The 19,290-nt window shown below is 63.9% G+C and carries 14 protein-coding genes and 1 pseudogene; 7 read left to right on the top strand and 8 right to left on the bottom strand.

Annotated elements, in window-relative coordinates:
• Window positions 1–88 precede the first annotated feature (88 nt).
• A pseudogene (locus tag AB5Y70_RS18905) lies at window positions 89–1,005 on the top strand (IS5-like element ISAs13 family transposase).
• Here the strand turns inward: AB5Y70_RS18905 and AB5Y70_RS18900 are convergent.
• The gene (locus tag AB5Y70_RS18900; RefSeq protein WP_010674680.1) at window positions 912–1,565 is read right to left on the bottom strand and encodes a KAP family P-loop domain-containing protein; all 654 of its coding nucleotides are present in this window, start codon (window positions 1,563–1,565) and stop codon (window positions 912–914) included. The pseudogene AB5Y70_RS18905 and the gene AB5Y70_RS18900 sit on opposite strands and share 94 nt — an antisense overlap.
• A 141-nt stretch (window positions 1,566–1,706) precedes the next feature.
• The gene (locus tag AB5Y70_RS18895) at window positions 1,707–3,329 is read right to left on the bottom strand and encodes an acyl-CoA synthetase (RefSeq protein WP_010674679.1); all 1,623 of its coding nucleotides are present in this window, start codon (window positions 3,327–3,329) and stop codon (window positions 1,707–1,709) included.
• 323 nt (window positions 3,330–3,652) lie between these two features.
• Between AB5Y70_RS18895 and AB5Y70_RS18890 the strand changes: the two genes are divergently transcribed.
• Window positions 3,653–4,192 carry a glycine zipper 2TM domain-containing protein gene (locus tag AB5Y70_RS18890; protein WP_010674678.1) on the top strand — a complete coding sequence of 180 codons (540 nt, stop codon included), beginning with the start codon at window positions 3,653–3,655 and terminating at the stop codon, window positions 4,190–4,192.
• A 155-nt stretch (window positions 4,193–4,347) separates the two neighbouring features.
• On the opposite strand, the gene AB5Y70_RS18885 is transcribed toward AB5Y70_RS18890, so the two are convergent.
• Window positions 4,348–7,566 carry an ExeM/NucH family extracellular endonuclease gene (locus AB5Y70_RS18885; RefSeq protein ID WP_029314502.1) on the bottom strand — a complete coding sequence of 1,073 codons (3,219 nt, stop codon included), beginning with the start codon at window positions 7,564–7,566 and terminating at the stop codon, window positions 4,348–4,350.
• A gap of 553 nt (window positions 7,567–8,119) precedes the next feature.
• On the opposite strand from AB5Y70_RS18885, the gene AB5Y70_RS18880 reads away from it, so the two are divergent.
• The 4 genes from AB5Y70_RS18880 to AB5Y70_RS18865 all read left to right on the top strand — a co-directional run bounded on the left by AB5Y70_RS18880 (window position 8,120) and on the right by AB5Y70_RS18865 (window position 12,443).
• Window positions 8,120–9,241: an ABC transporter substrate-binding protein gene (locus tag AB5Y70_RS18880; RefSeq protein ID WP_010674676.1), complete on the top strand. Its 1,122-nt coding sequence runs from the start codon at window positions 8,120–8,122 to the stop codon at window positions 9,239–9,241.
• A gap of 101 nt (window positions 9,242–9,342) precedes the next feature.
• Entirely contained in the window at window positions 9,343–10,395 is a 1,053-nt protein-coding gene (locus AB5Y70_RS18875; RefSeq protein WP_010674675.1) for an iron ABC transporter permease, read from the top strand.
• The gene (locus AB5Y70_RS18870; protein ID WP_010674674.1) at window positions 10,388–11,158 is read left to right on the top strand and encodes an ABC transporter ATP-binding protein; all 771 of its coding nucleotides are present in this window, start codon (window positions 10,388–10,390) and stop codon (window positions 11,156–11,158) included. Before AB5Y70_RS18875 ends, AB5Y70_RS18870 begins: the two co-directional genes overlap by 8 nt.
• Before the next feature lie 55 nt (window positions 11,159–11,213).
• Window positions 11,214–12,443, top strand: a complete 1,230-nt coding sequence (locus AB5Y70_RS18865; RefSeq protein WP_010674673.1) for an MFS transporter — start codon at window positions 11,214–11,216, stop codon at window positions 12,441–12,443.
• Window positions 12,444–12,643: 200 nt separating this feature from the next.
• On the opposite strand, the gene AB5Y70_RS18860 is transcribed toward AB5Y70_RS18865, so the two are convergent.
• From AB5Y70_RS18860 to fadI, 5 genes are all read right to left on the bottom strand, one after another.
• A complete protein-coding gene (locus tag AB5Y70_RS18860; RefSeq protein WP_010674672.1) occupies window positions 12,644–13,528 on the bottom strand; it encodes an AEC family transporter in 885 nt (294 codons plus the stop codon).
• 11 nt (window positions 13,529–13,539) lie between these two features.
• Entirely contained in the window at window positions 13,540–14,097 is a 558-nt protein-coding gene (locus tag AB5Y70_RS18855; protein ID WP_010674671.1) for a YaeQ family protein, read from the bottom strand.
• Window positions 14,098–14,285: 188 nt separating this feature from the next.
• A complete protein-coding gene (locus AB5Y70_RS18850) occupies window positions 14,286–14,426 on the bottom strand; it encodes a TIGR02808 family protein (protein ID WP_010674670.1) in 141 nt (46 codons plus the stop codon).
• 262 nt (window positions 14,427–14,688) lie between these two features.
• A complete protein-coding gene (fadJ, locus tag AB5Y70_RS18845) occupies window positions 14,689–16,836 on the bottom strand; it encodes a fatty acid oxidation complex subunit alpha FadJ (RefSeq protein ID WP_010674669.1) in 2,148 nt (715 codons plus the stop codon).
• Window positions 16,836–18,146: an acetyl-CoA C-acyltransferase FadI gene (fadI, locus tag AB5Y70_RS18840; protein WP_010674668.1), complete on the bottom strand. Its 1,311-nt coding sequence runs from the start codon at window positions 18,144–18,146 to the stop codon at window positions 16,836–16,838. Before fadI ends, fadJ begins: the two co-directional genes overlap by 1 nt.
• A gap of 183 nt (window positions 18,147–18,329) precedes the next feature.
• Here fadI and AB5Y70_RS18835 point away from each other — a divergent pair, with 183 nt between their 5' ends.
• Window positions 18,330–19,280, top strand: coding sequence for a MoxR family ATPase (locus AB5Y70_RS18835; RefSeq protein ID WP_010674667.1), 951 nt, complete (start codon window positions 18,330–18,332; stop codon window positions 19,278–19,280).
• Window positions 19,281–19,290: the final 10 nt, after the last annotated feature.

Raw genomic sequence — 19,290 nt, 5'->3', positions numbered from 1 at the left:
GGCGTTGTTGCCCAAATCGATGCAGCTTGAATGGAACTAACTGAGGACTTGGTGATCTGATCACCACCATCTCCTTCAAGTCTGCATCATGAGCACGTCGCTTCACCCCATCACCAACTGGCCTACATACAACAAATCTTTGATTAACCGTGGTTCACTCACCTTCTGGGTTGATGCCGAGGCCATGAACAACTGCTTTCACCACGGCCATCATGGGCGGCGGGGCCGCAGCCAACTATACACTGACCAGACCATCTGCACCTTCCTGATGCTCAAGGGGATTTTCAACCTCACTCTGCGGGCACCCAGGGACTACTCGACTCCCTGTTCGAGTTGATGAACGTACCGCTTTGTGCCCCCGATTACAGCTGTGTCAGCAAGCGAGCACGCACGGTGGCGGTGGCTTATCGACAGCCCTCTAAGGGGCGCATCACTGACTTGGTTATCGATTCGACGGGCCTGAAGGTATTTGGTGAAGGCGAGTGGAAGGTCAGAAAACACGGCGCCGAGAAGCGGCGAGTGTGGCGCAAGTTGCATCTGGCGGTAGACCCGGTGACCCACGATATCGTGGCGGCGGAAGTCTCGCTGGAAAATGTCCATGATGCCGAGGTGTTGCCGACCTTGCTCAACCCACTGCGGCGCAAGCTGGGACGTGTTTATGCGGATGGCGCCTATGACAGCAAAGCCAGCCATCAGCTAATCTCGCGCAAAGGGGCGACAGCCTGTATCCCGCCTCGCAAGAACGCTGGGCTATGGGAAAAAGGACATCCAAGAAATGAGGCTGTGCTGGTGATGCGCAAGGAAGGGCTGGCGCACTGGAAGAAGATATCGGGGTATCACCGTCGCTCGCTGGCGGAAACGGCGATGTATCGGTTCAAGCAGTTGCTGGCGGGGAGAATCAGTCTGCGTAACTACAATGGCCAAGTGGGAGAAGTCATGGCGTATGTCAGTGCCATAAACAAACTGAATACCCTTGGTCTGCCTGTCAGAAAGCCCCGAGTGTAACGGTCACTTGGGGCTGGGGCAGTTGTGGCTTGATGGTTGATTTGGGAAACAGCGCCACAGAGAGTATCAACTAACTGATCTGCATCTTCACTTTCCAAAGAGAAATCACCATCCTCCAGCCCAGCCTTTTTAATGGCTGACTTGATCACCAATTTTCCGCCGACCTTAAGCAACCCCAATAGCCTGGACTTGATGCCATCAGGTACGGCAACATTATTTCCGGTGGCGTCTCTCAATTGTTCAATAATCGACGAGATCACCGTCAACAAGGGATCATCGGAAAAGTCCTGCTGCCAGGCGTCGATATAAACGGTGGGATAGCACTCTTTAAGTTCCATATACCAGCGCTTGATAAACCAGGTCTTGCCTGCACCCCATTCGGCATTGAGGTTCAGCACATAGTTGCGCTGCTTGCCCTCTGCCGCCAGATAGTTGCTCAAAAACTCGGCATAGCGAGCGCGGCCCAGCCTGTCACCTGCCAAATCCTCCACCACTCCGTCGATGGCTCCCGGGCCAGCCCATGGAAGTGGCTCACTCCAATCAAATGCTGCAACCGTCATAGTGTTTTCCTGTTCCGATACTGAGCAGGATATTACCAGAGTGAGATCCAAAAGAGTTTGATGAACATAGGAATTGGCGCCATATCACCCCGAGGCAATATGGCGCCAGCTTAAACCTTCACATGACTGTGACTTCCCGTTCTACTCCAGCTGCTTGCGCAGCATAAATTTCTGCACCTTGCCGGTGGAGGTCTTGGGCAGCGGGGTGAAGATGATGCGCTTGGGGGCCTTGAAGTGGGCCATCTGCTCGCGGCAGAACGCAATGAGCTCGGCCTGGGTAAGCTCGCGCCCCTCCTTGAGCTTGACGAAGGCGCAGGGCACCTCCCCCCAGGTCTCGTCCGGCATGGCAATCACCGCGGCTTCTTCCACATCGGGGTGGCGATAGAGCACATCCTCCACCTCCAGGCTGGAGATGTTCTCCCCGCCGGAGATGATGATGTCCTTGGATCTGTCCTTGATCTCCACATAGCCGTCCGGGTGCCAGACCGCGAGATCCCCGCTTCGAAACCATCCCTGTGCCATCTCCTCTTCGCTCGCCGCCGGGTTCTTGAGGTAGCCCTTCATGACGATGTTGCCCCGCAGCACTATCTCTCCCAGGGTCTTGCCATCCATGGGAACCGGCTCGCCGCTGACGGGGTTGATGACCCGCATCTCCCCTTGCAGGGGGGAGGCCACCCCCTGGCGCGCCTTGAGACGGGAGAGGGTGGCGGCATCCTGCCCCTGCCAGCGTCTTTGCGGCTCGCACACCACGCAGGGGCCATAGGTTTCGGTGAGGCCATAGACATGGGTCACGGCGATCCCCATGGCCTCCATGCCGGCGATCACGGTGGCGGGTGGCGCTGCCCCCGCCGTCATCGCCTTGACGGGGTGGTCGAGTCCCTGTTTGAGGGCCGGATCGGCATTGTTGAGCATATTGAGCACGATGGGGGCGGCGCAGAAATGGCTCACCTTGTGTTCGCGCAGCGCCCCGTAGATGGCCGCCGCCTGCACGTGGCGCAGACAGACGCTCACCCCGGCGGTGGCCGCCAGGGTCCAGGGGAAGCACCAGCCGTTGCAGTGGAACATCGGCAGGGTCCAGAGGTAGACCGGGTGCTTGGGCAGCTCCCAGGAGAGGGCATTGTTGATCGCATTGAGGTGGGCGCCGCGATGGTGATAGACCACCCCCTTGGGGTTCCCCGTGGTGCCGGAGGTGTAGTTGAGGGAAATGGCCTGCCACTCGTCCGCCGGCAGCCAGCCGGGTTCGTCCCCGTCCCCCAGGGCGATGAACCCCTCGTAGTCGAGCTCGCCGACCAGCTCCCCTTCCCGGTAGAGGGGATCGTCGATGGCGATCACCAAGGGCTGGCTGTCAATGAGAGAGAGCGCCTTTCGCACCACGGCGCCGAACTCCCGGTCCACCAGCACCACCTTGCTCTGGGCGTGCTGGAAGATGAAGGCCATGGCGTCCGCATCGAGCCGGGTGTTGATGGTGTTGAGCACGGCGCCGCTCATGGGTACCCCGAAGTGCGCCTCGAACATGGCCGGCACATTGGGGGCGACGATGGAGACTGTGTCCCCCTCGCCAATGCCGCGACGGCGCAGGGCCGAGGCGAGCTGGCGGCAGCGCCGCTCGGTCTGGGCCCAGCTCTGGCGCAGGGTGCCGTGGATCAGCGCCGGATAGTCGGGATAGACCCGGGCGGCCCGCCCCAGAAAGCTCAAGGGGGTCAGCGCCTCGAAATTGGCGGGCGTCTTGCCAAGGCCGGCGTCGTACATGTTCTGCTCTGTCATCGGATCCTTCCTCACAGGGACACAAAACGGGGTGGCTCTCGCGGTTCACCACGACCGGCATTGCGCCCTGATGCGGGGCCAGGATGCCGGCTGGAACCGGATGAAAGGGTATCAAGGGGGGCAGATCCCAGGTATTAGCGAAACGTCTTAGGGGCCCTCGGCCCTGCTCCCCCTGTCGCCAATCGCCGACGCTATTTTTGCGCGGTCACTTTTTGCGCAGTCAGCCCCTGTCGCGATCCCGTGGCCCTTGCCTTGAGCCTGCGGCGCAAAATGCCAAGAATGATCCCAAGCCCTCAACGGGTATGAGTACGAGGAGAAGAGTGATGAACAAATCCATGTTGGCAGGTGTCGGGATCGGTGTGGCCTCTGCGCTGGCATTGTCGGCGGTCGCCAGCGGATCCCTGTTTTCATCAGAGCCCCAGTTTGCCGAGGTGCTGGCCAGCAAGCCGGTGACCGAGACCATCAAGACGCCGCGTCAGGAGTGCCGCAACGTCACCCTGACCCACCGCAAGCCGGTGCAGGACGAGCACAAGATCCTGGGTACCGTGGTTGGCGCGGCCCTGGGCGGCGTGGTCGGCCACCAGTTTGGCGGTGGCAGCGGCAAGAAGGTGGCCACCGCCGCCGGTGCCGTGGCAGGGGGTTATGCCGGGAATCAGGTGCAGGGCAACATGCAGGCGGGTGATACCTACACCACCACGGAGCAGCGCTGCAAGACGGTGCAGGAGAGCAGCACCCGCACCATCGGCTATGACGTCACCTACCGCCTCGCCGGCCAGGAAGGGGTGGTACGCATGGAGAAGCAACCCGGCCCCACCATTCCGGTCAAGGATGGCAAGCTGGTACTGAGCAACGCGCAGGGTTGATACTCCGTTAGGAGCGCCCTGCCATGAAGAAGGCCCACCACGATGGTGGGCCTTTTTCATCTTCGCAACCCAACCTGTCTGCAACAGGTCTTCCCAACAAAAGTTTTCTCAACAGAAAGGGGCCCGCAGGCCCCTTTCTTGTTGCTCAATCATCCTCAGTGGCGACCGAAGGGCCACCAGGACTTGTCGTTGTCCAGAATGTCGACCCGGGTCTGCTGGACGGCGCCCGGCTGGGCCCCTTTCAGCTTCTCGAGGCTCACGCTGAACTGCTCGGTGGGCTCGACGAACCAGTCATCGATGACCAGCACCTTGACCGACTTGCTTCCCCCCTCGCCCGCGGCCCAGCTCACCGACTGGCCGAGCCAGGGCAGGAAGTCCAGCCCCCAGCGCGCCGTGATCCCCTCAAGGCTCACCCTGGCACGGGCGGGCTTGCTGAGATCGCCGGTGCGCACCAGGGGGATCTCGGCAAACCACTGCTCCTCGTTCACCGTCATGGTGGGGTGAGCCAGCGCAATGGTGGACGGCGCCAGCTTGTCCTTGATGGTCACCAGGGTCTGGTGCTGATCCCCCAGGGCCGCGCCGCTCGCATCATAGAGCTCCAGGGTGAAGGTCTCGTCCCCCTCGCGCAGGGTGTCGCTCTTCACCGGGATGCTGATGGTCTGGCTGTCGCTCTGCCCGGCGGCCCAGTGCAGGGTGCCGGTAAGCGGCGCCACGTCGTTGGCATCGGCGCTGCCGTAGGCGATGCGATAACTCACGCTGGCCTCCCCATGGCTGCCATCGCTGCGGCTGACGGTCAGGGACAGGGTGTTGCCCTCCTCCACGCTGGCGGCGGCGCTCTCGAGGCTCAACACCCCGGCGGGGGGCAGCGGATACTGGATGGCCACCAGCACGGGGTCGTGATCCGAGGCGCTGAAGGGCCCCTCGGATTTCGCCAGCTGGCCGCTGTACTTGCTGCCGTACTCGAAGAAGTTGCTCTCGGCGGAGTTGATGTGCCAATCCTCGATGCCGATCACCTTGGCCGCGAGGCTCGGATTGGCCAGGGCGTGATCTAGGTTGCCGAGCTCTCCCTCATAGCTGTAGGAGTAGGTGTCGGTGCCGTGGAAGCGGGTGTTGAGGTTGATAAGGCCATATCCCTTGCCCAGGGCGCTGCCGCTCTCTTCGAAGGGCTGACCCGCCAATGTGGTGAAGGAGGCGCTCATGATCTGGCGCGACTGGGCGGCCGGATCATAGTCGGTCAGCACCCGGATGGGGTCCTCCATGCCGTAGGCGTTCATGTCGCCGATAAGCAGCAGATCCCCGGCCAAATCCTTGAGGGTCTCCCCCAGCACCTTGGCGGCGGAGACCCGCAGCGCGTTGCAGTGGCCCTGGCCATCGAGGGGATCGGCTGTGGCGTAGTCGGGGTAATCCTCGAAGCAGGCGGAGCCCTTGGACTTGAGGTGGTTGACCACCAGGGTCAGGGGCGCATCCCCCTTGGGCGAGCTGAAGCGCTGTACCAGCGACTCGCGCATCCCCTGGTTGATGGTCACCGGCTTGCCGCTGGCGTCCTGCGCCTCGGCCTGCTGCACCGGCAGCGCGATGAGGCTGGCGGCCCCCTCCGGGGTCACCTTGGCGGGCCGGTAGATGAGGCCCACCGTGATGGCGTCGGTGCCGATGGGCTTGCCATCCGGCGAGGCAATCCAGCGGTAGTGATCCGCCTCGTCCGGCTGGGCGGCGTTGAGGGCCCCCACCAGGTTGGCGATGGCGGAGTTGTCGCCATAGCCGTTGTTCTCGATCTCCATCAGCCCCACCACGTCGGCATTGAGGCGGGTAATGGCGCTGACTATCTTGGTGCGCTGCAGCTCGAACTCCGCCACCGTGAGGGCGCCCCGGTTGCTGCCGGTGGGGTTGGCATCCCCTCCCACGACAGTGGTGAAGAAGTTGAGCACGTTGAAGCTCGCGACCCGCAGATCCCCCGCCTCGGCGAGCTCGGGGGTTTCCACCCGATCCCAGCCGCTGTGATCTATCTGGCTTGCGTCGATGCGATTGTTCGCCACCAGCCTGAACAGGTTGTAGGAGTAACCGAGGGCCCCCTCCAGCCCGTTGAGCCTGTCGCCGATGCGCAGGTAACCGTCCTCGGCATTGAAGCCGGGGAACCAGGGCAGCACGCCATCCGGCGCCTTGGCGTCGGTCTCCACCACCAGCTGGTTCTGCTGGTTGCGCAGGGCCCAGTTGCTTGCCTCCTCGCTTTGGGCCGCAAATTTCTGGGTCGACTTGATAAGCGGCGCACCATAAGAGAGCACCAGGTTGTTGCGCTTGCCGTCGTAATCGAAGCTGAAGTTGCGGGTCACCACCAGGCTGGATTCGGGCACCAGCCTCACCTGCATTCCCTCGTGACGCTCCAGCAGCTGGCTCAGGCTCTCCCCCGCCACCGGCACCAGATCCACCGCCGCCGGCACGGCGCCGGCAGGCTGGGTCACCGCCAGTTCGTCGGCACTGAGCTGGGTCTGGTTGAAATACTCCTTCACCTTGCCCGAGACGCACACCTCGGCCCCCGGCACGACGGCAGCGTTGGCCTTGGTGCTGTAGACGAAGAGACCGTCGGAGGTGGCCGGCTCCCCGTCCCCCTGCACGTCCTGAATGAAGAAGCCCTTGTAGAGGCCGCTCACCACCTGGGTCACCACGCCGCGGGTGGCATAGGCCTGTTCGGACTCAAACTTGCCGGCCGGCACCAGCGGGCTGCTGCTGCCGGGGCCCTGAATGGCGGGCACGGGCACCAACTGATCCACCGGGCAGACGAAGGCGGGCGGCTGGGTGCCATCGCAGGGACCATCGCCGCTGCAACCCAGACCGCTGGCGTCATCCTTGGGAGCAGCCACATATTCGAGCGCCGGATCGAAAGGGGCGGTCGCATCGACCCGGCCCGTGGTGACGGTGGCCTTGCGGCGCAGGGTCATGTCCAGGGTCGAGACGCCGCCCGAGACCCAGGCCGTGCCCGGATCCACCCCCACCTGGCCGAAGCTGTCCACAAGCTCGCTGCCGCGATAGAGCACCAGGGCGTCGTCACCGTTGAACACCAGGTTGCCGCTGGTCTGATTGGCCTTGGCCAGGATCTCGCTGCTGGCGGAGGGATTGGCCAGCACCAGGCTGGCCCCCGGCGCCAGGGTGCCCTGCAGCGCCAGGCTGTTGGTGGGGGCCTCGGTGAGGGGTTTGCCGTTGGCATAGAGCGCCAGCCGGTATTGGGAGAGATCGACGGCGTCGCTGCCGAGGTTGCTCAGCTCCAGCGCCTTGTTGTTGCCGGACCCTTCCAGGTATTCGGTGATAAGCAGTTGCGCCTGCGCCTGTCCAGCGAGCGCCAGCCCGACGGCCAGCGCCACGAGAGAATGTCTTCCTGACATGGTCAGTTTCCTTTTTTTATTTGCAGTTCGTGTTATTGGCGCCCCGCGCAAGGCGGGCCGCAGCACCTTGTTGCCGGCGAGATCATGACGATTCGGTGCCATGATCCCGCGGCGGGCCTACTCTGCCCCTTTGACGGCGGAGCCGCTGGGAGCTGGCTAACAATGACAACAAAATGTTGCGTGCAGGTGACGGGCAATACCCGAATGGGCAGTGTCCGTCATCGGTGCGCAGGAAATCGTCGCCACCTCTGGCGGTGCCATGCCAGGGAGACTAGACATCGGACAGACTCCAGGGTTGAGAGCGCGAGAGGTGCGGCGGCCAGTACCCTGCTCCACACGCGGCAAGATGGGCACCACGGGCCACCCTTTTTCCATGCAAACAGAGAGAGGGCTTCTATTGGAGCAGGGTGTTGTGCCGCGGTGGCATGGGTTCCAGTAGTGACATAAATAACAAGAGAGGGGATGGCACAAAGGTTTGTTGCTTTTGCGCTCGCGAATGGCAATAGTTCTCACTTTCTTTTTTTGACCGTCTCTATTCCCGAGGTGCTACAAGATGTTTCGTCACCCCCTGGCAAAGTTGCTGCTGCTCGGCCAGCTCGTCCTGGCGAGCTGGATGGCGCAGGCCGCCCCCCCCGTTGAAGTGGAAGATGTGATGGGCCGCAAGGTCTCCCTGAGCCTTCCGGCCAGCCGCATCGTGCTCGGTTTCTATCCCGAAGATTACCTGGCCGTGGCCGGTGAAGGCGGCGCCGAGCGCCTGGTGGGCATGTCCCTGAGCTGGTTCATGAAGTCCCGTCCCGCCATCTGGTCTCTCTACGTGGCCAGCCAGCCACAACTGGCCAAAGTGCCGGACCTTGGCAACGTGCAGGATCAGAGCTTCTCCATCGAGAAGACCCTGGCGGTCAAGCCCGATCTGGTGATCCTGGCGAAGTGGCAATACGAGGCCCTGGCCGCGGACCTGCCGCGCCTCGAGCAGGCGGGGATCCCGGTGGTGGTCATCGACTACAACGCCCAGACCCTGGCACAGCACATGGCGAGCACCCTGCTGCTTGGCAAGCTGACCGGCCAGGAGGCCCGTGCCCGGAAGATGGCCGACGAGTACAAGGCCAAGATTGACACCATCACCTCGCGCATCGCCGCCGCGAAGCGCAAGCCGCCCCGGGTCTACATCGAGCTGGGTGACAAGGGCCCGGCCGAGTACAGCTACACCTATGGCAAGGACATGTGGGGCGCTATGGCCCTGCTGGCGGGCGGTGAGAACGTGGCCGCCCCCTTCGTCGATCGCTGGGGCCCCATCCACCCGGAACAACTGCTGGCGAGCAAGCCCGAGGTGATCCTGATGGCGGGCTACGAGAGCGTGAGCAGTGCTGTCGCCATGCAGGTGGGCCAGGATGTGTCGGCCAAGACCGTGCGCCAGCGCCTGCAGGGCTTTGCCGCCCGTCCGGGCTGGCGCGAGTTGCCTGCGGTGAAGCAGGGTCGCCTCTACGCGGTCTATCACGGCGCCACCCGCAGCATCATGGATGCCGCCCTCATCGAGTTCATGGCCAAGGCCCTCTATCCGGACCTCTTCCAGGATCTCGACCCCCTGGCCACCTATCAGGCGTTCTACCAGCACTACCTGCCCATCCGTCCCCAGGGCACCTTCATGCTGGGCATCAAGCAGGATGACGCAAGCTAATCCCGGCACTTCGGGTGCGGCCCACCTCGGCCACCCCCTCTTCAGCAACCCTCTTGGATTGTGTGGGCGCCTCTTGCAGCGCCCGTTTCAGGATTGACATCATGAATGATTTGGCTGCCCTGCAGCAGACCCTCGCCCGGCAGCGGCAACGGGAGCGCCGTCGCTGGCACTGGCTCCTGCTGCTCGCCCTGGTCCTGTGCATTACCCTGGTGCTCGACATCGCCACCGGCCCCTCCCTGCTGGCCCTGCACGACGTGATCGATGCCCTGGTTTCCCCCGCCCAGGCCGATCCCATGACCCGCACCATCGTCCACGACATGCGCCTGCCCATCGCCCTCATGGCCCTGGTGGTCGGCGCCTCCCTCGGTCTTGGCGGCGTGCAGATGCAGACCCTGCTGGACAACCCCCTCGCCAGTCCCTATACCCTCGGGCTCGCGGCGGCGGCGGGCCTGGGCGCGGCGCTGGCCCTCTACACCGGCGGCCTCGGGCTTCCTCCCCTGGTGGCCATCCCGGCCGGTGCCTTCATTGTGTGCATGTTTGCCGCCTGCCTGCTGTTTGGTCTGGCCATGATGCGCCATGTCAGCAGCCAGACCCTGATCCTGGCGGGCATCGCCCTGCTGTTCCTGTTCCAGTCCCTGCTCTCCCTGCTGCAGTTCCTCTCCTCCCCCGAACTCAACCAGCAGATCCTGTTCTGGCTGTTTGGCAGCCTGATGCGCACCACCTGGGACTCCCTGATCATCACCGCCGTCGTCACCCTGATCTGCACCCTGCTCATCTACCGGGATGCCTGGGCCCTCACCAGCCTGCGCCTCGGGGAAGCCCGCGCCCGCAGCCTCGGGGTCAATGTCGACAGACTGCGCATGAAGACCCTGGTGCTGGTCGCCCTGCTCACCGCCACCGCCACCAGCTTCGTCGGCGTGATCGGCTTCGTCGGCCTGGTGGCCCCCCATATCGCCCGCATGCTGGTGGGGGAAGATCAGCGCTTTTTGATCCCCCTCTCCGCCCTGTGCGGCGCCTGCATGCTCTCGGCGGCCTCGGTGCTCTCCAAGTCCATCATTCCGGGGGCCCTCTTCCCCATCGGCATCGTCACCGCACTCATTGGCGTGCCCTTCTTCATCTGGTTGATCCTCGGCAGGGGGCGTAAACGTGCTTGAAATATCCCGACTCTCCCTCTCCCTCGGCCAGCAGACCTTGCTGCGGGATCTCAGCCTCACTCTGCATCCGGGTCAGGTCCATGTGATCATCGGCCCGAACGGGACCGGCAAGACCTCCTTGATGCGCACCCTCTTTGGTGAACTGACCCCGGACAGTGGCGACATTCGCCTCGGGGACCAGAGTGCCCGCCAGATGACGCAGGCCAGGTGGCGCCAGCAGTTTGGCTACATGCCCCAGAACATCCAGCTGGAGCTGGATCTCAGCGTCATCGAGGTGGTGGTGCTGGGGCGCCTCGACAGCCTCTCCATGCGCCTCGCGGACGAGGACATCCTGGCCGCCGGCCGTGCCCTGCAGGCGCTTGGCATCGCCCATCTGGCGGATCGCCCCCTCTACTCTTTGAGCGGCGGCCAGCGGCAGATGGTGCTCTTCGCCCAGGTGCTGCTGCGCGACCCCCGCATCATGATGCTGGACGAGCCGGTCAGCGCCCTGGACCTGCACCACCAGATGCAACTGATGGAGCACCTGTGCCAGCAGACCCGGGAGCAGCAGTGGATCACCCTGGTGGTGCTGCACGATCTCAACCTGGCCGCCCAGTTTGCCGATCAGCTGATCGTGCTGGCAGGGGGAGATCTGCAGGCCTTCGGCCCCCCCGCCCGGGTGCTCGACGCGGCCCTCATCGAGCGCCTCTACCAGGTGCCGGTGGAGATAAGCCACGATCAGCACGGCATCCCCTTCCTCAGAACCCTGCGAAAGACATCATGACACAGTCCTGCGCCACCCCGGCGACCACCTCCCCACGCACTGGCGGGAGGCGACCATGAACGGCGCCTCCTACTGGCGGGACTGGCAGGGCATGAGCCCGGCCGCCCGCCTGCTCATCACCAATGGGCTCGCCTTCAACCTCGGCTTCTACATGATGATGCCCTTCCTCGCCCAGCACATGGGCAGCGGGCTCGGCCTGGCCGGCTGGGCCTGTGGCCTCGTCATGGGGATGCGGGTCTTCAGCCAGCAGGGGCTCTTCCTGCTGGGCGGCACCCTTGGGGATCGCATCGGCTACCATCCCGCCATCGTCTGGGGCTGCCTGGTACGATCTTTAGGCTTCGTGCTGCTGGGCTGGGCCGAGTCCCTGCCCATCCTGCTGCTGGCCGCCGCCCTCACCGGCTTTGCGGGGGCTCTGTTCACCCCCTGCGCCCAGGCCTACCTTGCCAGCGAATGCCACAACCCGAGCCAGCGTCAGCGCGCCTTCGCCCTGCACAATCTGGCCAGCGAGGCGGGCATGCTGCTCGGCCCCCTGGTCGGCCTCACCTTGACCCAGCAGAGCTATACCCTGACGGGGATCCTGGCGGCGAGCCTCTTCGCCCTGCTCGGAGTGCTGCAATACCGGGTGCTGCCTAAACGCCCGGTGAGCAACCCGAGCCCCCGTGGCGCCATCTTGCGCCAATGGGGGGAGATAGTGCGCCAGCGCCCCTTCATGGGGTTCACCCTGCTGGCAGGCAGCTACCAGATCCTGTTCCACCAGCTCTACCTCGCCCTCCCCGCCCATATCCAGAGCCTGCCGGACGCCACCCACCTGCTCGGCGGCGTCTTCACCCTCTCGGCGGTGATCGGCGTTCTGCTCCAGCTCCCAGCCTCCCGCCTGGTGGAGCGCCGCCTGGGAGTACCGCTCGCCATGGGGCTGGGGATAGGCATGATGGGCCTGAGCTATCTCGCCCTGCCCCTGCTGGCACCCTGGCCGACGGCAGGCGTGTTGACGCAGGTGGCCCTGCTTTCCCTGGGCTCCATCCTCTGCTTCCCGCTCTTCGCCGCCCAGCTGCCCCGCTACGCGCCCCCTGAGCAGCTCGGCAGCTACTACGGCTTCTATGCCAGCGCCGGGGGCTGCATGGCGCTCTTTGGCAACCTGCTCATCGGCTTTATGCTGGGGGATGCGGGCAGCCGCCCCGCCACCGCCATCTGGTGGCTGCTGGCCCTCGCCGGCCTGCTGGCGGGGTTTGGTCTCTATACCCAACTGCGCAAGGATGGCCAGGTTCAGCCTGCTCCCCATCAATAAACAGGGCGGCCAAGGCCGCCCGGTTTTATTCCCTTTCTCCCCCTTCCACTCTCTGCCTTATCCGGCTAAACCGGCTTCAAAACCTTGTCAGATACGCGAGCAAGCTCGGCTGTACTCGATGAGCAAAACAACATCGGACATGCACGATAGCAATAAAAAGGACGCCATCGGGCGTCCTTGAAGAGGAAGACAGAGCAGGGTCAACTCCCCAGATGCAGCGCCAACCAGACCGCCAGCGGGATCACCACCACCGAGAGCGCATTGCCGCCGAGCACAATACTGGCCACCTTGTCGGGCTGACACTGGTACTGCTCGCACAGGATGTAATTCAATACCGCCGGGGGCAGCGCCACCGACAGCATCAGGAGTGGTATCCAGTCAGGTTCGAGGGGCAGCAGCCAGACGGCGAGCCCCAGGGAGAGGCCCCCCGCCAACAGGTAGAGCAGGTTGCACTTGATGGCCAGCCCCAGATGATCCAGCTCCCCTTCCATCAGCCGGATGCCTAAGGCAAACAGCATCAGGGGCACCGCTATCTGGCCGAGCAGAGCGGCGCTGGTCACCAGGTATTCCGGCAGCGGGATATGCAGGTTGGCCACCAGCAGCCCGGCGAAGGCGGCCCAGAGCACGGGGCTTCTCAGCCAGAGCCAGCGGGAGCTGCTGGCGGAGAGGATGAACATCCCCACCGAGAAGTGGAGCAGGTTGGAGAGCACAAAGAGGATGACGATGGCGCCGAGCTGCTGCTCGCCAAAGGCGAGCACCATCAGCGGAATGCCGAGGTTGCCGGTGTTGCGAAACATGGCGGGCAGGATCAGTGCGGCCCGCTCTATCTCCTTGAGTTTGAGCAGGGAGAGCAGCGAGCCGGGAAGCAGGATCACCAGGGCACCGGCCCCCACAAGGGGCAGGTGCGCCGCCAGATCCAGGGGGTATTTCACCAGGGCTGAGAAGACCAGCGCCGGGGTAAAGAGCTCGATATTGGCCCGGTTGACATAACCCAGGGCCCCGCCCGGTCGCAGCCGTCCATAGAGGGCGCCAAGGCCCACCACCGCAAACACGGGAATGACGATATTGAGCAGGGCGCTGAACATGGGTATCCCGTTTACAGTTCGCGGGCCGGGCGTCCCATCAGCACCACGGGGTCCAGCGTCACCTCCTGGCTGCCGTTGCTGACCCAGAGCTGGCCGTCGGAGATGGTGCAGGTGAGCTGCATGGTGCGCTCCACCATGGCCGCCAGGGGCAGGGTCTGGCTGTCGGAGAGTTCGATGACGCTCAGGTTGTCGTGCAGACCGAGCTTGCCCTGGTTCTGCTTCCACCAGACGCTGGTGCCACGACCGCCATAGAGGTAGAGCACCACCTGGCGAGAGCGGTTGCATGCCTTCTTGAGGCGGCGCTCGTCCGGCTGACCCAGCTCAATCCAGAGTTCAATCTCATCGGAATAGTTCTTGCACCAGAGCTCGGGCTCGTCGTCGGCAGAGAGCCCCTTGGTGAACTCCAGCCGCTCGGCGGCATGCCAGGCGAAGGCCGCTAGGCGGATCATCATGCGCTCGTCGGTCTCGGAGGGGTGACGGGCCAGGGTGAGGGAGAAGTCCTGATAGAGATTGCGATCCATGTCAGACAAGCTGATCTGGGCCTTGAAGATGGTTGCCTTGAGCGCCATAGAAGTCGTGAATACCTGATAAAAGAGAAGGGGGCGGACATGCCGGGCGTCAGTGTAATCAAAATGGCCGCCGGGTTCGACCGTCTTGCGCTCCCTTTACCCCATCAGGGGCGGGCAAGTGCTTCAGAAGACACAAAAAACAAATGCCAGTCGTGAGACTGGCATTTGGCGGCATGAACGAGAGTGACTCACTTCTCGGCGGACTTGACCCCGAAGGCATTGAGCAGCAGGCAGCAGGTCACTGCCACTGCCACGAACCCGCTCAGGAAGATAAAGGGCATGGCCCCATACCCCAATACAGTCCAGATGGTGTGTTCAAGCAGACTCATAGTGTGTCCTTCATCCAGTGAAATGGGTGTCCCTTTCGTGACGGGGTCGCCCCCGTTCCTGATAAGACTATTTGACCTCAACCCGCGCCTGAGTCCTATGCCACCAAAGTAATAAATGGGGCACCTGTTTGCGCCAGATCAAGGTTTTACCCCTCTCCGCCCCGTTTTTCTTCGCTCCCCCGCCCCAAACCGGAAAGGTACGCCCAACAAAAAGCGAGGCGACCTTGGGGTCGCCTCGCTCGATGCATGCCGTCGAGAGCCATCAGTAGAAGGTCTGCTGCTCCGCCGCCATCGCTTTCAGTCGCGCACAGGGGGCGAAGCGGTCGCCAAAGCGCTTCTGATGGTGCTCAAGACGCCCCACCAGATAGTCGATGCCGAGGCTGTCCATGTAGCGGAACGGACCGCCCAGGAAGGGAGGGAAGCCGATGCCGAAGATGGCGCCGATGTCGCCGTCCCGGGCCGAGGCCACCACGCCGCCATCCAGGGCCATGGCTGCTTCGTTGAGCATCAGCAGCACGCAGCGCTCGGCGATCTCCTGCCTGGCAAGCTTGGCCTGGGGCTTGACGCCCAGCACGTCGTAGACGCTCGCGTCCACCGTCTTCTTGCCCTCCTTGCCGGTGAGCTTGTTGCGCGGGGCCGCCTTGCCATAGAGATAGAAGCCCTTGCCGTTCTTGCGCCCCTTGCGATCGTCCTCCAGCAGCTTGTCAAAGGCCTTGGGCGCCTGGAACTGCTCGCCACCCAGCTCTTTTTCGAGGATGGGGGAGATCTTGGCTCCCACGTCGATCCCCACCTCGTCCAGCAGGGTGATGGGGCCGACCGGGAAACCGAAGTCGAGCAGAGCGCCGTCCAGTACCTCCACCGGCTCCCCTTCCAGCACCAGGCGCGCCGCCTCGTTCATGTAGGGCGCCAGGATGCGGTTGACGTAGAAGCCCGCCTCGTCCTTCACCACGATGGGGGTCTTGCCCTGGGCCCGGGCGAAGGCCAGGGTGGTGGCCACCGTCTCGGCACTGGTGCCGGCGTGGGGAATGATCTCGGCCAGCGGCATCTTGTCCACCGGGCTGAAGTAGTGCAGCCCCACCACCCGCTCCGGATGCGTCGCCGCCGAGGCGATCTGGTGGATGGGCAGGGAGGAGGTGTTGGAAGCAAACACGGTGTGCTCCCCGCACTCGCGCTCCACGTCCTGCACCATCTGGTGCTTGAGGTTGATGTCCTCGAACACCGCTTCCACCACCATGTCCACCCGGTGGAAACCGGAATAGTCCAGGGTGCCGGTGAGCAGGCTCATCTGTTTCTCCAGCTCGCTGCGCAGCAGTTGGCGACGCTTGAGTTTCCTGGCGAGGAGGTCGTAGCTGTAACGCATGGCATTGCCGATGCCGGCGCTCGCCACATCCTTGATCCGCACCGGTACCCCCGCCTTGGTGGCGGTGACGAAGGCAATACCCCCCCCCATCAGGCCGCCCCCCAGCACGGCGGCATGACCCACCTTGCGCGGCTCGGCCCCCTGATAGCTCACCTCTTTCTTCATCTCCGTGGTGGCGAAGAAGAGGGAGCGCAGGGCGGCAGATTCCGGCGTCATCACCAGCTCGCCGAAGTGGCGGGCTTCGGCCAGCAGGCCGGCCTGCATCCCCTCCTCCACGCCGATGCGCACCACCTCGATGATGCGCTCCGGCGCCGGGTAGTTGCCCCGGGTCTTGGCCTTGACCCCCTTGCGGGCCTGATCGAACAGCACCTTGCGACCAAATTTGTTGGTCTCCAGCACCTTGCCCTGCAGATCCCGTTTCAGGTGGTGGCGCGGCTTGCCCTTCTTGGCAAGCTTGATGGCAGCTTCCAGCAAAATGGACGGGGGCACCATGTCATCCACCAGCCCGAGCTTCCTGGCCTGTTTGGCCCGCACCTGCTTGCCGGTCAGCATCAGATCCAGTGCCTTGGCCACCCCGATGAGGCGCGGCAGGCGCTGGGTACCGCCGGAGCCCGGCAGCAGGCCGAGCTGCACTTCCGGCAGGCCCAGCACGGTTTTACCGTGATCGGTCACCACCCGGCCATGACAGGCGAGCGCCAGCTCCAGCCCGCCGCCAAGGCAGGGGCCGTGAATGGCGGCGATCACCGGGATCCCCAGGGTTTCGATCTCGGCGAACACGTCCTGTCCGGCCCGGGACAGCGCTTCGGCATCCTGGGCGCTGGTGCAGGCCGCCAGCATGGCGATGTCGGCCCCGGCAACGAAGGAGTCCTTCTTGCCCGAGACGATCACCAGACCGATCAGATCCCCGTTCCCCTTTACCTCGGCCAGCAGAGTGCGGATCTCGTCCGCAAAGGAGGCCTTCAGGGTGTTCATGCTCTCACCGGGCACATCCATGGTGAGGATGCCGATGCCGTCTTTGCGAATATCCAGAGAAAAAGTCTTGGCACTCATCATTCCACCTCCAGCACCATGGCCACACCCAGCCCACCCGCCGCACAGGCGGTGTTGAGCCCCAATCCCCCACCCCGGCGCCGCAGTTCATGCAGGGTCTGGGTGATCATGCGCGCCCCGGTGGCGGCAAAGGGGTGACCAAAGGCCAGCGAGCCGCCGAGCACGTTGAACTTCTCCATGTCCACCTCGCCGATGGCCTGATCCCGGCCCAGCTTGTCACGGGCAAATTCGGCGCTTGCAAACATCTTGAGGTTGGCGAGCGTCTGGGCAGCAAAAGCTTCGTGCATGTCGATGAGGGTGAGATCCCCAAGGGTGATGCCGGCACGGTCCAGCGCCAGCGGCGTGGCATAGGAGGGGCCCATCAGCATGTCCTGCCAGACATCGATGGCGGAAAACGCGAAGCTGCGGATGTAACCCAGCGGTTCCAGACCCAGCTCGCGGGCCCGCCCTTCACGCATCATCAGCACGGCGGCGGCGCCGTCGGTGAGCGGGGTGGCGTTGGCGGCGGTCACCGAGCCGTGAGCCCGGTCAAACACCGGTTTGAGCTTGGCGTAACTCGCCAGATCGGAGCTTTCGCGGATGTTGTTGTCCCGTTCCAGCGGCGACTTGTAGGGGGGCACGTGGGCGGTGAACACCTCGCCACTCAATTTGCCCTGGGCCCAGGCTTCGGCCGCCAGGGTGTGGGAGCGGTGGGCCAGCGCATCTTGCGCCTCGCGGCTGATCTGGTGGGTCTTGGCCATCTGCTCGGCGGTCTGCCCCATGGAGAGACCGGTGGAGTACTCGGCCACGGCCGGGGGCACCGGCAGCAGGTCCTTCAGGCGCAGACGGCGCAGAATATTGAAACGCTGCTGGAGGTTGCGCGCCTTGTTGAGATCCACCAGGGCGCGGGCCAGAGACTTGCTGACCCCGATGGGCAGCACGGAAGAGGAGTCGGCACCGCCGGCGATGGCGATGTCCACCGTGCCGGCCATGATGGATTCGGTGACATTGGCCACCGCCTGGAAACTGGTGGCGCAGGCGCGCGACACGCTATAGGCATCGGTGCTGACGCTCATGCCAGTGCCAAGCACGATCTCCCGGGCGATGTTTGGCGCTTCCGGCATCTGCACCACCTGGCCGAACACCAGCTGGTCGATGAGCTTGGGGTCGAGATCGGTGCGGGCGAGCATCTCGCTCACCACCAGTTTGCCCAGATCCACCGCAGGCACGCCGTGAAAAGCGGTGGCCTGCTTGGCAAAGGGGGTGCGCAGACCCGCCACGACGGCTATCCGTTCGCCCTGGCGAGTCGTCAGTTTCAATGGCTGTTTCATCCTGGCTCCTTGGGTTAAAAAGGCAGAGGTCTGACCTCATTGCGCCACATCTTAACAATCCAATCACAACTTTCATACGGCTGATTGAAACTAAATTGTCCCCATCTTGCCACCCTCCCTCGCCCTTGTGAGCCAACTGGGGTATAAAAAGATCAACTTCCATAAAAACAACGGGTTTATCGCATGGCAGCGGCCGAGTTCAGAGCACTTGGAGACTATCTGGGCAGCCAGATCCTGGGACAGGGCCCCCTCATCGAGGGGCTGCTGATCGCCCTGTTATGTGAAGGACATGTGCTGATCGAGGGGGCCCCCGGTCTTGCCAAGACCCGGGCGGTCAAGGCGCTGGCCGGTGCCGTGGAGGGGCGCTTTGCCCGTATCCAGTTCACCCCGGATCTGCTCCCTGCCGATCTCACCGGCAGCGAGGTCTTCCATCCCCAGGATGCGAGTTTCGTGTTTCAACCCGGCCCCCTGTTCAATCACCTGGTGCTGGCGGACGAGATCAACCGGTCGCCGGCCAAGGTGCAATCCGCCCTCTTGGAGGCCATGGCCGAGCACCAGATCACCGTGGGCAAGAAGAGCTGGCGCCTGCCCTCCCTCTTCATGGTTGCCGCCACCCAGAACCCCATCGAGCAGGAAGGGACCTATCCCCTGCCGGAGGCCCAGCTCGATCGCTTCTTGCTCAAGCTGCTGGTGGATTACCCCAGCCCCGCCATGGAGCTGGCCATCCTCCAGCTCAACGCCCGCGGCGACGCCCTGCCAACGCCGCCGGTCACCCTCAGCCAGTCCGACCTGCTGGAAGCCCGCACCGCCGTTCAAGGGGTACAGATGCAGGGGCGCCTCGAGCACTATCTGGTGCAGCTGGTGTGCGCTACCCGCCCCGGCAGCGGCCTGTGCCCCGAGCTAGACCCCCTGGTCGCGGTGGGGGCCAGTCCCAGAGCCAGCATCGGCCTCGCAAGAGCCGCACGGGCCCGGGCCTGGCTCGTCGGGCGCGACTTCGTGCTGCCCGAAGACATCCAGCAACTGGCGCCTGCCGTGCTGCGCCACCGCCTCATCCCGAGTTATCAGGCGCTGGCGGACAACCTCGATAGCGAGGCGCTCATCACCCTGCTGCTGAATGCCATCCCATGCCCCTGAGCCGACCCCC

Source organism: Aeromonas sp. s1(2024), from assembly GCF_040908005.1.
In the GTDB taxonomy this organism is placed as follows: domain Bacteria; phylum Pseudomonadota; class Gammaproteobacteria; order Enterobacterales; family Aeromonadaceae; genus Aeromonas; species Aeromonas caviae.
Note: the sequence above shows the minus strand (reverse complement) of the source record. Positions and strands in the feature narration are given on the sequence as shown.